Here is a 13,854-nt window from a genome sequence, read left to right as displayed (position 1 = left end):
AATCTAGTTTTCAGAGAACAACACTCTGAATGAAGTGAAAATCGGTACATCACGGAATGTGTGGTTGATTTTCAGTTCTGATTGATATGGAAGAAGCTATGCTTCGACCAATCGCGTTTGGTGGCGATGGCGGAGGGGTTCCACACGTACCCATCCCGAACACGACCGTTAAGCCCTCTAGCGCCGATGGTACTTGGACCGCAGGGTCCTGGGAGAGTAGGACGCCGCCAAGCGAACTCTTTCATCATACATAGAAAACAGGCTCTGCATGTGGACGTTGTACGATGAATTGCATTTGCACTGCAAATGCATATTATTCCCTGATAGCTCAGTTGGTAGAGCACTCGACTGTTAATCGAGTTGTCACAGGTTCGAGTCCTGTTCGGGGAGCCATTTGCTCTCATAGCTCAGTAGGTAGAGTGCATCCATGGTAAGGATGAGGTCACCGGTTCGATCCCGGTTGAGAGCTCTGCAAATGGGGCCCGTTGGTCAAGGGGTTAAGACACCTCCCTTTCACGGAGGTAACAGGGGTTCGAATCCCCTACGGGTCATAGTTTTATCTAATGTTTTAGGGATGAACATCCCAAAGATGGAGGCTTAGCTCAGCTGGGAGAGCATCTGCCTTACAAGCAGAGGGTCGGGGGTTCGATCCCCTCAGCCTCCACCATCTATTTTTGGGGATTAGCCAAGCGGTAAGGCAACGGACTTTGACTCCGTCATGCATAGGTTCAAATCCTATATCCCCAGCCATTTTAATATGAGTCATTAGCTCAGTTGGTAGAGCACCTGACTTTTAATCAGGGTGTCGAAGGTTCGAATCCTTCATGACTCACTTTTACTACATGCGCGTGTGGCGGAATTGGCAGACGCACTAGACTTAGGATCTAGCGTCTTTGACGTGGGGGTTCAAGTCCCTCCACGCGCATCCCTTATTTTGCGGAAGTGGCTCAGCGGTAGAGCATCGCCTTGCCAAGGCGAGGGTCGCGGGTTCGATTCCCGTCTTCCGCTCCAATATTTGCGCCCTTAGCTCAGCTGGATAGAGCGTTTGACTACGAATCAAAAGGCCGGGAGTTCGAATCTCTCAGGGCGCGCCATTATTACCTTTCATATCGGGATGTAGCTCAGCTTGGTAGAGCACCTGGTTTGGGACCAGGGGGTCGCATGTTCAAATCGTGTCATCCCGATTTTTGTTTATGCGGGTGTAGTTCAATGGTAGAACTTTAGCCTTCCAAGCTAATAGCGTGGGTTCGATTCCCATCACCCGCTTACTGATTCAAAAAAGTCTCTGCACTTATAGCAGAGACTTTTTTTGTAATGAATCTGAAACGTTGATATATCGTGTTAGGAGGCGATCTAAGGCACAGATCGGCCTTGTATGTATCTAAGAGCCGAATCCATTGTGTGAAGCAGTACACAACGGGTTCGGCTCTTTTATGTTGCTTTACGCTAAAGGTCAGTGATGACCAGCTTAGTAGCGGAGGTCCTTTTTTTCACAAAAGAACCAATCAATTAACGCTCGTGATGATCAGTTGCTCTCTTACGCATACCGGCCAGTCCCAGCAACCCGAGCAAACCAAGCCATCCCCAGTCCATTCCGTTGTCGCGGTCTGTTGTTGTAGCTGCATTTGTACGTACACTGTTAGTGCGGTAATCCCCATTGGTACGGTAGTTACCATCCATGTTCATGTTCAAGTTGCTGTTTGTACGGTCCATGTAGTTGCTATTCTGATAAGACTTTACACGTGAACCGTTGGTATCCATCCCGTTGGTCATATGGCCCTCAGCACCTGCAGAACCAGCCATTGCGGCAACGACTAACATGGAAGCAATAATGGTTGTGGCTTTTTTCATGATGTGAACTCCTCCTTTATGTTGTACGAACTATCAAGTAATCTGCCCAAATACACAAGAACATTATGTAGCAGGAGGAGTGTTAAGTTATGGGGGACAAACAAATTTACTGTGAAATACATAAGAAATATGTCTAAAGACAACGGTAAGTGTTAGAAAATCGAAATTTCTCTTTAATTCATTGCGTCAGTGTGGTAAAGTATACAAAAGCTTGCTTTGCCGGTCATGTTTCTTAGGAGCGCCTGTTATCCATGAATGCTAAAACTGGAGAATTGAAAGCCTACTTCCGTATTCCAAAACCTAGAATAATGTGACTGCATAATTATGAATTTTTTAGATTAGTTATGAGATGTTCAAGGTATAAAAAGTACGTGAAAAAGGTATCATGCGACAGCATATGGCTATTCATAGAAGCAGAACAAGAAAATGAATAAAAAAGCGTGTTTTTGTGATGTATTTCGGGGATAATCCCCATTTTTACTAGTAGAAAAATAAAGATTTTCGTACCATTTTATTGTATGATGTTATGAAGGTGTCAAATTTACGTGTACGAATGGAACGATCAGATGGGAGGATAAGCATGACTGAAACTACGGTAACCGCCAGCAAAAGCCAATCCAACAACCTGCTTCGGCGAGACGTGCGGTTCCTGGGCAACATACTCGGAGAAGTTCTTGTCCATCAAGGAGGCACGGAGCTTCTAGATGTCGTTGAGAAGATTCGGGAAACGAGCAAATCGTTGCGTGCAGAGTTTTTGCCAGAACTGTATGAAGAGTTCAAAACGATGATCCAGGAATTAGACTCGGACAATCGTCATCAGGTTATTCGAGCTTTCGCTATTTATTTTCAATTAGTTAATATTGCTGAACAAAACCATCGGATTCGGCGTAAACGGGATTATGAGCGTTCTGCGGGAGATGCTGTACAGCCAGGTTCGATTGAAAAGGCAGTACAGGACCTAAAAGAACGTGGATTGTCTCATACCGAAGTAGAAGAGATTCTGGATGATTTATCACTGGAACTCGTGATGACAGCTCACCCGACAGAAGCGATGCGCCGGGTTATTCTGGATATCCATAAACGGATTTCTGAAGATGTCATGCTACTGGACAATCCTACGCTGACGTTGCGTGAACGTGAACAACTGCGTGAGAAACTGTTGAATGAGGTTATTACGCTCTGGCAGACAGATGAGCTTCGCGATCGCAAACCGACTGTACTCGATGAAGTGCGGAACGGGATGTATTACTTTCATGAAACGTTGTTCCACGTACTTCCGGATGTATATCAGGAACTGGAACGTTGCCTGAATAAATTTTATCCAGACCATGACTGGCATGTGCCGACGTATTTGCGTTTCGGTTCCTGGATTGGTGGAGACCGGGATGGAAATCCATCGGTAACTTCAGATGTAACATGGCAAACGCTTCTCATGCAACGTAAGCTCGCTTTGCGTGAGTATCAGCGGATTATGATTGAACTTATGGGACACCTCAGCTTCAGCACCAACATCATTCATATCTCGGATGAACTGGCGCAGTCGATTGAGCAGGATCGCAACTGTGTTACTTTGAAAAAAGTGGACATTTGGCGTAATGAAAAAGAGCCTTATCGCATTAAACTGGCCTACATGATTGCCAAGCTGAACAATGTCCTTGATGAGAACAAGGTTGGTCAGCCGGATCGCTACCAGAACGCTCAAGATCTGATTGATGATCTGTTAATTATCGACCGTAGCTTGCGTCATCATTTTGCTGACTATGTAGCAGATACTACAGTGCGTAAAATGATTCGTCAGGTTGAACTTTTCGGATTCCATACCGCTGCTCTGGATGTGCGTCAGCACAGCAAAGAGCATGAAAGTGCGATGTCGGAAATTTTAGCAAAAATGAACATTGTAGACGATTATGCACGTCTGACAGAAGACGGAAAAATCGATCTGCTTGCTCGTTTGCTGGATGATCCAAGACCACTTACTTCCCCGTATCATCAGTACACGGAAGGAACGAGAGAGTGTCTGGATGTCTTCCGCGCAATTAAGCGTGCACAGAATGAGTTCGGTACAGGCTGTATCACGAGTTACTTGATCAGTATGACACAAGGAGCAAGTGATCTACTTGAAGTGATGGTATTTGCCAAAGAGGTTGGTTTGTTCTCCAAAGGGGCAAACGGTGAAGTGATCTCTACACTGCAAGCTGTTCCGTTGTTTGAAACGATTGACGACCTTCATGCAGCATCGGAAATTATGCAACGGTTGTTTAACTTACCTATATATCGTGCAAGCGTGACTGGACGTAATGAGTTGCACGAAATTATGCTTGGATACTCCGACAGTAATAAAGATGGCGGTGTAGTTACGGCAAACTGGGAACTGCGCGTAGCGATGAATGCGATTACGGCTGTAGGCAATGAGCATGGTGTGAAGCTGAAATTCTTCCACGGACGCGGCGGAGCGCTCGGACGTGGCGGCATGCCACTGAACCGTAGTATTCTTGCACAGCCTCCTCATACGATTGGCGGCGGCATCAAAATTACGGAGCAAGGTGAAGTTATTTCATCTCGTTATTCTCTCCAAGGAATTGCTTACCGCAGTTTGGAGCAGGCTACTTCGGCGCTAATCACAGCGGCTTTGAATGGTCTGGAGCCGCAAGAGTCGGCGTCAGAGCAAGCTTGGGATGAGATTATTAAGGACATCTCGGAAGTGTCACTGACGAAGTATCAGGATCTCATTTTCCGTGACCCGGATTTCTTCACGTTCTTTAAAGAGTCTACGCCGCTTCCAGAAGTAGGCGAACTCAATATTGGTTCACGTCCATCCAAACGGAAGGGCAGTGACAAGTTTGAAGACTTGCGTGCGATTCCTTGGGTATTTGCCTGGACACAAAGCCGTTACTTGCTTCCGGCTTGGTATGCGGCAGGTACGGGGTTGCAAAGTTACTATCAGGGCAAAGAGGAGAACCTGAACGTCCTGAAAGAAATGTATGCTAACTTCCCGTTCTTCCGTACGCTGATTGATACGGTGCAAATGGCGGTTGCCAAAGCAGATCTCGTGATTGCTAAAGAGTATTCGGCTATGACTTCCAATAAAGAAGCTCGTGACCGTATCTTTGGTCAGATCGAATCGGAGTTTAAGCTTACCAAAGAGCTGATTCTGAAAATTACAGGTGAAGCTGAAATTCTGGATGATGTACCTGTAATTCAGGAATCGATTCGTTTGCGTAATCCGTATGTTGATCCACTTTCCTACATGCAAGTACAGTTGCTAAGTGAACTGCGTGACATGCGGGAACGTGGTGAGGATGATACCGAACTACTTCGTGAAGTATTGTTGACCATTAATGGTATTGCAGCAGGATTGCGGAATACAGGCTGATGTTTGATCAAAGGATCATTCACAACGTTCATATGATGAATGATTTATGTAATAAAATAAATATCTATCTCTTCTTTTGAAAAGAGAGATTAGACGGGACTCCTTAGGGAGTTCCCGTTTTTACTGTTTTTGGAGGATATTTGTCATACAGTCTTGATTTTTGACCAAAGTTGATTTACGATTTGATTGGTGAATTACAAGTGTGGACGGGTATCAGAAGACGGAAGACCCATCAGCATGTCTGGGGGAATCAGGGTGGACAATTTGGAGAACAGGCTTGTGAAGCTGGTACTCAAGGGAGACCAGAGAGCCTTTGCAGAAATCGTTGAATTATACAAGGACAAGCTGTTTCATTTGGCATATCGGATGCTGAGCAACCGTCACGAAGCGGAGGATGTTGTTCAGGAGACGTTTTTGCGTGTGTTTCGAAATATGGAAAAGTATGATCCGAATCAGAAATTCTCGACCTGGATCTATCGGATTGCAACGAATTTGTGCATTGACCGGTTACGGAGAAAGAAACCTTCTTACTCACTTGATGCAGAACTGAATGATCAAGAAGGATCTGACGGCTACGCAATGCTTCCTAGTGATGATCGAACACCAGAGAGTGAAGCACTGCTTTCCGAAACACAGACCCTCATCCGTGAGGCGATTGATAGCTTACCAGCCAAGTATAAGTCCGTTATGGTTTTGAGATATTTACAGGACTTGTCATTACAGGAGATCAGTGATGTCACAGGTATGCCCGTAACAACGATTAAGACAAGGGTGCACCGGGGCCGTGATTTTCTGCGCAAAAAACTAGAATATAAGTTATAATCACAATCACCCGAAATTTTGGGCAAAATTATTTGAAACATATCCGAAACGGGTGCGTATGAAATGTATGCAAGTCTTATGCATGCTTTTTGCAGGTGTATGGACTAAGTGTCTAAGGAAAGGATTGGCTCTCATATGGATTGCAACTCGGCCGTCTCTTTAATGCATGAATGTTTGGATGAGTCGTTGTCCCCGGATCAGAAAACTGAATTGAAAAGCCATTTGTTGATCTGTCCGGATTGTCGCATGCGCTTTAAAGAGTTGGAACAGACGGAAATGCTACTCTTTGCCATGAAACATTATTCACCGTCTGCCTCGGATGAGCTGACCAATCGAATTATGAATGCTCTGCCACAGCCCAAGAGACAACAAGTATGGCTCAGATGGGTCAAAGGACATCCCGCGCTGACGGCGGCAGCCTTCTTTTTGGTCGTGATGCTCTTTAGCGCCTTCAATTTCTGGAATCAGAACAACGAAATGGTCGTTAAGGGGAACAGTCTGGATCAGCTCGTGATTCAAGGCAACACGGTTATTGTTCCAGAAGGTAAGTCAGTTGCTGGCGATCTTACGATAGAGAATGGAACCGCTCAGGTGTATGGTGATGTGAATGGCAATCTGACGGTCATCGACGGACAACTGTTTCAAGCTTCTACAGCGCACGTGTCAGGTCAGGTAAAAAGTATTGATCAGGCGCTGGACTGGTTTTGGTACAAAATAACCAATATGGTAAATGAAGTGGCTTACCGCTAAGTCAGGGTATAACTTCACGGGTATATACCAAGCAGGGTACCTCCGAATTGCGTGGGGTGCTCTTTTTTTATTGCCTAAATGACAGAGAAAGTACGAAAAGGAAGCTTATATGCAGTTTGTGACTGGAGTAACTTGCAACCTGAACGGTAACGTTATAACCTAGATAGTAATGAGAACATACTACATATAGATAAGCATTGAATAAATGCGAAGAAGGGATTATGTAAAATCCCAAATGGTTAATATGAGATCAGAGTTTACTCATCAATGGGGATAGCGGGGGCTGGCTTATGAATTATTTTGCTGACTTAACGTGGAAAGAGTCCATTAAGGACGTTATCGATATATTGATCGTTACCTATATTATGTACAAACTGATTTTGCTTGTGCGGGGTACACGCGCGGTTCAGCTACTGAAAGGAATTTTGTTCCTGGTGTTGATCTGGGCGTTAAGCACATGGCTAAATCTGTATACACTTAAATGGCTAATGAACCAGATGTTTACGTTTGGGGTTGTTGCGGTGTTTATCATATTCCAGCCGGAACTCCGTCGTGGTTTGGAACAATTGGGTCGAGGTAAACTGTTTGGGCGCTCAGCCGCCGCAAGTGATGAAGAGTTAACCGTGTTAATTGGTGAAATTATTAAGTCCGTTAACTATTTGTCTCGCCGTAAAATTGGTGCACTTGTCGTCTTCGAGCGTGAAACAGGACTGAATGACTACACGGAATCCGGGATCAAGATGCAATCTCTCGTCAGTTCTGAACTGATGATTAACATTTTCATTCCCAACACGCCGCTCCATGATGGGGCAGTCATCATTCAAGGAAAACAAATATCTGCAGCAGCCTGTTACCTGCCATTATCCGAGAATCCGTTTATCAGTAAGGAATTGGGAACGCGCCACCGTGCGGCAATCGGAATAACGGAGGTGGCCGATGCAATCTGTCTGGTTGTTTCGGAGGAGACAGGGCAAGTTTCTCTGGCGATGAATGGACAGGTAGTTCGTGATATTAAGGAAGAGTCGTTGATTGCCAAGCTGTATGAGGAATTGCGACCGACCTCCAACCTGAGCAAAAAGAATGCATGGTCAACCTTCTGGAAACGGAAGGGGGGACGTAACAATGGATAAATGGTTTAACAACAATAACTTTGCGAAAATACTTGCACTGGCGGTAAGCCTGCTTCTCTGGTTCATGATTCATCTGGATGAAGTACCAACTACACCAACCATCACAACGGGGATATCGAGCAAGGTTGTGGAGCGTACTGTACCTGTTCAGCCATATGGGCTGGATAGTAATGCTTATGTTCTTACTTCACTTAGCACAGATGAGGTGCGGCTGGAGATTAAAGGACAGCGTTCAATGCTTACGTCCATTTTTACCAATGATGATTATAAGGTTCTGGTTGATTTGAGCCAGGTTAAAGATGGTTCGAACACACTGCCGCTTGTACCTGATCTGCCTTCCGGCGTTGAAGTGGTCAGTATGGAACCTTCCATGGTAACGGTGAACGTGGAGAAATTGGGCACCAAATCGTTCAATGTGAATATTGTACCCGAAGGAGAGCCTTCGGCTGGATATACGGCTGGAACGCCCGTGGTTGAGCCTTCTGCTCCAGTTAAGGTAACTCTGCCGGAAGGACAGCTTGATGCTGTGGCGAGTGTTCAGGGCAGTGTCAGTGTTAAAGATGCGAAGGAAGATATAATTCAGAAAAAAGTGAAGCTTCAGGCATATGATGCTGAGGGTAAAGTCATCGAGAATGCAACCATATCACCTCAAACAGTCGAAGTTCGAATACCAGTCAATCAGCCCTACACTAAAGTTCCCTTGAGGATCAAATATTCGGGACAGTTACCAGAGGGTCTGGTGCTGTCCTCGGTCGAGCCGAGCGTGAAAGAAGTCTCGATTTATGGGAGTGAGGGTGCACTTGCAGGTATACAGTCCTACGACCAAGCTACTCTTGATCTTACGCAATTCACGGAGTCTGGTACCTCTACAGTTAACGTGGACTTGACGCCGCCCTCTGGTTCTGAGAAAATCGAGCCTAGTTCGATTCAGATCAAGGTGACGGTGTCCCCATATGATGAGGTCGAAACAACGACCAAAGTCTTTCCCAACGTGCCGATTCATTTAACTGGCGTGGGGAACGGGCTGGAAGGTGAGTTGGTTACTCCAAAAAGTGGTGGACAGAACATTACACTAAGTGGGCCAAGAACCATGCTTGAAGGTCTCAGTGGTGATGACATCAAGCTTACAGCCAATCTCCAGGGACTTGGTGTGGGCACACATGAGATTAAACTGGAAGCTAATCTGCCCCGGTTCGCTAAGCTGGATGAGGCGTCTAATAATTTAAGTGCCACGGTGAAGATCAGTGAGAAAGCCGCAGATGCGACTGCTCCTCCAGAGCAAAATTCTGGTGAGGATAATCCCTCAGGGCCAGATCCATCACCGGCAGAAGTTGAGAATGGACAGCCAAACACAGATCCTGTAGAAGAGCAAAACGAATCGAATACGGAACAGCAGGATCAAACTCAGCAGGGAAGTGCAGCGACCAATCGTGGTAGTGTAAATAACAATGCAAATAATAATAACGGCAGTAAATCTGGTTCTAATCCGTAATTATGCAATTTTTTATTTTCAAATCTAAAAATGATATTGATGTGCTCATATATGATGCAAATAGAAGGAGTTAGATCATGGGTAAATATTTTGGTACAGATGGTGTAAGAGGGGTTGCGAATAAAGAATTGACGGCGGAGCTGGCTTACAGCATCGGACGCTGTGGTGGTTATGTGCTTGCAGGTGGGGTGGAAAGACCTAAAGTAGTGATCGGCATGGACACACGAATCTCCGGACTTATGCTGGAATCAGCACTCGTAGCGGGTCTGTTGTCTATTGGAGCGGATGTAATTCGTTTAGGCGTTGTGTCTACACCAGGTGTCGCTTATATTACTCGTTTGCTCAAAGCAGACGCGGGTGTAATGATCTCGGCTTCCCACAATCCTGTTGAGGATAACGGTATCAAATTTTTCGGTGGAGATGGCTTCAAGCTATCGGATGAGACGGAGAACCGGATCGAAGAACTGATGGATGCGGCAAAAGATGAACTGCCACGCCCCGTTGGTGCAGGTCTTGGAACGGTGACGATGGATGAGCAATCTCGTTATCGTTATCTGGATTATCTGAAAACCACTGTATCCGAGTCGTTCTCTGGTCTCAAAATTGTACTCGACTGTGCCAATGGTGCGGCATATGAGCTGGCACCAAAATTATTCAGTGAGCTTGGGGCTGAAGTTATTGCCATTGGCGCTGAGCCGAACGGTCTGAACATTAACGAGCAGTGCGGTTCGACTCATCCGGAGCATTTAAAGCAAGAGGTGCTGAAACATCAAGCGGATCTTGGTCTTGCTTTTGACGGGGATGCCGATCGTCTGATTGCTATTGATGAAACGGGTGCCGAAGTGGATGGCGACTTTATTCTGTGTATTTGCGGAGACGCGATGAATCGGGCAGGTAAGCTGAAAGATAGCACGGTGGTGTCTACCGTTATGAGTAATATTGGTTTCTACAAAGCAACAGAGAAGCTTGCGCTGAAAACAGCCAAAACGGCTGTTGGTGACCGCTATGTGATGGAAGAGATGCGTCGTGGTGGATATAACCTGGGCGGCGAGCAGTCGGGTCACGTTATTTTCCTGGACTACAATACGACGGGAGATGGCATGCTAACGGCGATTCAACTTGTCGACACACTGAAAGCTTCAGGTAAAAAGCTGAGTGAGTTGAAAGCAATCATGACACAGTACCCACAAGTGCTGGTTAACGTTCGTGTTGAAGACAAGAGCAAATACGAAGGCAATGTTGCCATCGGAGAAGCGATCGCTGCAGTAGAAGAAAAACTGGGGGATAATGGTCGTGTGCTTGTTCGTGCATCGGGTACCGAGTCCTTGATCCGTGTTATGGCTGAAGGGCCGGATAAGGATGAGCTGGAGCAGTTTGTATCCCAGATTGCAGATGTTGTGCAAAAAGAACTGGTATAACCTACTGAAAAAAGCCTGTTGTCATGCGATTTGAGTGTTATTTTTCACAAAATAGATATCTTGGCATATGGTTATACAGAGGCTGCTTTGATTCCATATATTAACGATTCATTCATTGTTCCTGCGTCCTGGCCAGATAAGACTATGGGTCTGATTATTTGGCTGGGAGCGTGGGTAAATATGCTGAAATGGTTACAGGTACTTTGCTCCATTGCAAAATGGACTTCAGGTGCATATAATGAGTGGAGTCGTCATTCAGACACGGAAAGTGAGGATTGTAAGGTTACAGTTACACAAGCGCCAGAGCTTGGAGTTGCGCGGGACGCATGTTGATGGATTTCTCTTTTGCTAATCAGGAGATAACATGGGAAACATGGACGGCAATCAAGCTGACGAGGTGGAGGTGTTCGGATTGTTCGGCGGGGACCTCCCGGTGATGCACCAGAGCCGTAAACCGGATTGCGGAAAATGGATAGGTGACTGTCCACACAACGCGCCGGTAGGTGCAAAGGATCAGATAAAATTCAAAATGAATGTGCGTGAAGAGCGTAAACAGTGCGCGGACGGGAAAATGATGTACATTCATGATTGCATTCGTAATAGAGCATGAACACACAGAGCGGCAGAAGGCCGTTCTAATCATTGATAATTGAATAGGAAATGATATTCATGATACGGTAAGCAATCTATCATTTTCCAATACGTCCACCTCTGCCTGTTTCTCTTCCAGACACAGTATTCATATACAAACGGAGGAACTAAATTATGTGCGGTATTGTTGGATATATTGGTAATAAGAACACTCAATCGGTATTGGTCGAAGGATTGAAAAAGCTCGAGTATCGTGGTTATGACTCTGCAGGGATCGCTGTATTTACACCGCAAGGTCTGCAAATTACGAAAGCTCTTGGACGTTTGGCGAATCTTGAAGCAAAGCTGGATGGTGCTCCGCTGGTAGGTAATGCCGGAATCGGACACACTCGCTGGGCTACGCATGGTAAACCATCGGACGAGAATTCCCATCCACACACGGATGGAAGCCAGAAGTTTTCCGTTGTGCATAACGGGATTATTGAGAACTATCTGGAGCTGAAGGATGAGCTGATCTCCCAAGGTCACACGTTTACTTCCGAGACAGATACTGAAGTCATTTCTCACCTGGTTGCACGTGAATACAATGGTGATATTGTTAAAACTGTGCAAAAAGTGATCACGTTGTTGCGTGGTGCATTCGCACTGGGTGTATTGACAGAGCATGAGCCTGAGAAACTTGTTGCTGTGCGTCAAGCTAGTCCATTGATTATTGGTGTTGGTGAAGGCGAGAACTTCATTGGTTCCGATATTCCGGCAATTCTGGAACATACACGTAATGTGTACATTCTGAATGATGGCGAAATGGCTGTATTGACACATGATGCTGTCGAATTGATGACGATTGAGGGCAATTTTATTTCTCGGGAAATGATTCGTGTCGATTGGGATGCAGTAACCGCGGAAAAAGGCGGATTTGAGCACTTTATGTTGAAAGAGATTCATGAGCAACCAAAAGCATATCGTGATACAATGCTGGGTCGCATCGACAATGAAGGCAAAAAAGTGCAGCTTCCTGAGCTCAAAATGACGGAAGAGCAAATTAAAAATATTCGTAACGTTCAAATCATCGCATGTGGTACAGCGTACCATGCTGGTCTGGTTGGACGTACAGTGATTGAACAAATGGTTCGTATTCCGGTTGAAACGGATGTTGCTTCCGAGTATCGTTACCGTTCGCCGATCGTTCATAAAGATACACTTGTAATTGTGGTAAGCCAATCCGGTGAAACAGCAGATACGCTGGCAGCACTGCGTGAAGCTCAATCTAACGGTGCGCATGTACTGGCGATTACAAATGTTGTGGGTAGCTCGATTGCACGTGATGCAGACGATGTAATTGCTACATTGGCTGGACCTGAGATCGCCGTGGCTTCCACTAAGGCTTACACGTCCCAGTTGATCGCGTTCAACCTGCTTGGTCTGTACCTTGCACAAGTACGTGGTACACAAACACCGGATGAGATTGCACACACACTGGCAGCGATGCAAGCACTGCCTGAACAAGTGGAATCCATGCTGGAGCAAGCGGATGCGATTAAAGGGTATGCGGAGCAAATCTCTAAACATGAACATCTCTTCTTCATCGGCCGTGGTTTGGATTATGCGGTAGCACAAGAAGGCTCATTGAAACTGAAAGAAATCTCTTATATTCACTCTGAAGCTTATGCTGCAGGTGAGTTGAAACACGGTACACTCGCGTTGATCGAGGACGGTATTCCTGTTATTGCCTTGGCAACACAGGAGAACGTACTGGAGAAAACGGTAAGTAACATCAAAGAAGTAAAAGCACGTGGCGCAGACGTACTGGCGATTACGTACGAAGAGCACGTAGCTCCATTGCTTAAATCCGTTGACCAAGCGTTTGCGATTCCTAAGACACTGCCACTTCTAAGCCCAGCTCTGTCTGTTGTAGCGTTGCAATTGCTGGCATATTACGCTTCCCTCGCTCTGGGTCACGATGTCGATAAACCACGTAACTTGGCGAAAAGTGTAACGGTTGAGTAAAACCCTGGCTTGAATGAACAAGCACATGTTCAGTGATGAAAAAGTTGTGAACTAGTAAAAGAGTTTTGAATCGTATGGTACGAAAAAAGTTTTAACATCGAAAAGGGAGCCCGAGAGATTGACTCGTGGCTTCCTTTTTTTAGTTTTCAAAAATATACGATACAGCCTTAATCATTCGTTGTAGTGAAAATGAAAGAAAAAGACGAAGCCAAATGAAGAAGAGAGAGCCTTCCACGTATCGAAATAGCAAGTAAGGCACTTCGTAAAATAGTTGTTAAATCGACATCAACGTAATTTTTAGCTCTGCTAATCTTTACAAAACAAAAGTAAATTAAAATGAAAGTATAACTTCTTAAATTCTTCTGCTTATATAAGTTAACGAGATCAATTTAGGACAATCATGTTAAATTTTTGTAAAGT

General features: G+C 45.4%; 10 protein-coding genes, 11 tRNA genes and 1 rRNA gene. 21 read left to right on the top strand and 1 reads right to left on the bottom strand.

Going from position 1 to position 13,854, the window contains the following annotated elements; translation table 11 throughout:
- The first annotated feature begins 116 nt into the window (after positions 1-116).
- The 12 genes from rrf (at position 117) to MKY23_RS24570 (ending at position 1,266) form a co-directional block, all read left to right on the top strand.
- Positions 117-233 (top strand): 5S ribosomal RNA (gene rrf / locus MKY23_RS24625).
- Positions 234-317: 84 nt separating this feature from the next.
- Positions 318-393, top strand: a tRNA-Asn gene (locus tag MKY23_RS24620).
- Positions 394-396: 3 nt separating this feature from the next.
- Positions 397-469: transfer RNA gene (locus tag MKY23_RS24615), tRNA-Thr, on the top strand.
- 10 nt (positions 470-479) lie between these two features.
- Positions 480-551 (top strand) — tRNA-Glu (locus MKY23_RS24610).
- Positions 552-591: 40 nt separating this feature from the next.
- Positions 592-667: transfer RNA gene (locus tag MKY23_RS24605), tRNA-Val, on the top strand.
- Positions 668-675: 8 nt separating this feature from the next.
- Positions 676-750 (top strand) — tRNA-Gln (locus MKY23_RS24600).
- Between the two features lie 9 nt (positions 751-759).
- Positions 760-832, top strand: a tRNA-Lys gene (locus MKY23_RS24595).
- 12 nt (positions 833-844) lie between these two features.
- A tRNA-Leu gene (locus MKY23_RS24590) sits at positions 845-925 on the top strand.
- Between the two features lie 11 nt (positions 926-936).
- A tRNA-Gly gene (locus MKY23_RS24585) sits at positions 937-1,011 on the top strand.
- A gap of 6 nt (positions 1,012-1,017) precedes the next feature.
- A tRNA-Arg gene (locus tag MKY23_RS24580) sits at positions 1,018-1,094 on the top strand.
- Between the two features lie 16 nt (positions 1,095-1,110).
- Positions 1,111-1,184 (top strand) — tRNA-Pro (locus tag MKY23_RS24575).
- Between the two features lie 11 nt (positions 1,185-1,195).
- Positions 1,196-1,266: transfer RNA gene (locus MKY23_RS24570), tRNA-Gly, on the top strand.
- 243 nt (positions 1,267-1,509) lie between these two features.
- Here the strand turns inward: MKY23_RS24570 and MKY23_RS24565 are convergent.
- Positions 1,510-1,851: a WGxxGxxG family protein gene (locus MKY23_RS24565; protein WP_253491062.1), complete on the bottom strand. Its 342-nt coding sequence runs from the start codon at positions 1,849-1,851 to the stop codon at positions 1,510-1,512.
- 580 nt (positions 1,852-2,431) lie between these two features.
- Here MKY23_RS24565 and ppc point away from each other — a divergent pair.
- From ppc to glmS, 9 genes are all read left to right on the top strand, one after another.
- Positions 2,432-5,224, top strand: a complete 2,793-nt coding sequence (gene ppc / locus MKY23_RS24560; RefSeq protein ID WP_154960784.1) for a phosphoenolpyruvate carboxylase — start codon at positions 2,432-2,434, stop codon at positions 5,222-5,224.
- 255 nt (positions 5,225-5,479) lie between these two features.
- The gene (gene sigW, locus MKY23_RS24555) at positions 5,480-6,046 is read left to right on the top strand and encodes an RNA polymerase sigma factor SigW (RefSeq protein ID WP_090924356.1); all 567 of its coding nucleotides are present in this window, start codon (positions 5,480-5,482) and stop codon (positions 6,044-6,046) included.
- Positions 6,047-6,181: 135 nt separating this feature from the next.
- Entirely contained in the window at positions 6,182-6,796 is a 615-nt protein-coding gene (locus MKY23_RS24550) for a zf-HC2 domain-containing protein (protein WP_090924355.1), read from the top strand.
- Between the two features lie 290 nt (positions 6,797-7,086).
- Positions 7,087-7,926 carry a diadenylate cyclase CdaA gene (gene cdaA, locus MKY23_RS24545; protein ID WP_090924354.1) on the top strand — a complete coding sequence of 280 codons (840 nt, stop codon included), beginning with the start codon at positions 7,087-7,089 and terminating at the stop codon, positions 7,924-7,926.
- Positions 7,919-9,418: a CdaR family protein gene (locus MKY23_RS24540; protein WP_167375837.1), complete on the top strand. Its 1,500-nt coding sequence runs from the start codon at positions 7,919-7,921 to the stop codon at positions 9,416-9,418. Before cdaA ends, MKY23_RS24540 begins: the two co-directional genes overlap by 8 nt.
- A 77-nt stretch (positions 9,419-9,495) precedes the next feature.
- A complete protein-coding gene (gene glmM / locus MKY23_RS24535; protein ID WP_090924352.1) occupies positions 9,496-10,836 on the top strand; it encodes a phosphoglucosamine mutase in 1,341 nt (446 codons plus the stop codon).
- Between the two features lie 180 nt (positions 10,837-11,016).
- Positions 11,017-11,169, top strand: a complete 153-nt coding sequence (locus MKY23_RS24530) for a hypothetical protein (RefSeq protein ID WP_186331813.1) — start codon at positions 11,017-11,019, stop codon at positions 11,167-11,169.
- 31 nt (positions 11,170-11,200) lie between these two features.
- Entirely contained in the window at positions 11,201-11,446 is a 246-nt protein-coding gene (locus MKY23_RS24525) for a hypothetical protein (protein ID WP_090924351.1), read from the top strand.
- Between the two features lie 155 nt (positions 11,447-11,601).
- Positions 11,602-13,434, top strand: a complete 1,833-nt coding sequence (glmS, locus tag MKY23_RS24520; protein WP_090924350.1) for a glutamine--fructose-6-phosphate transaminase (isomerizing) — start codon at positions 11,602-11,604, stop codon at positions 13,432-13,434.
- Positions 13,435-13,854 lie beyond the last annotated feature (420 nt).

Source organism: Paenibacillus sp. FSL R7-0272 (assembly GCF_037969905.1).
Classification (GTDB): Bacteria; Bacillota; Bacilli; order Paenibacillales; family Paenibacillaceae; genus Paenibacillus; species Paenibacillus polysaccharolyticus.
The sequence above is the reverse complement of the archived record's forward strand: the minus strand, read 5'-3'. Positions and strand labels throughout refer to the sequence as shown.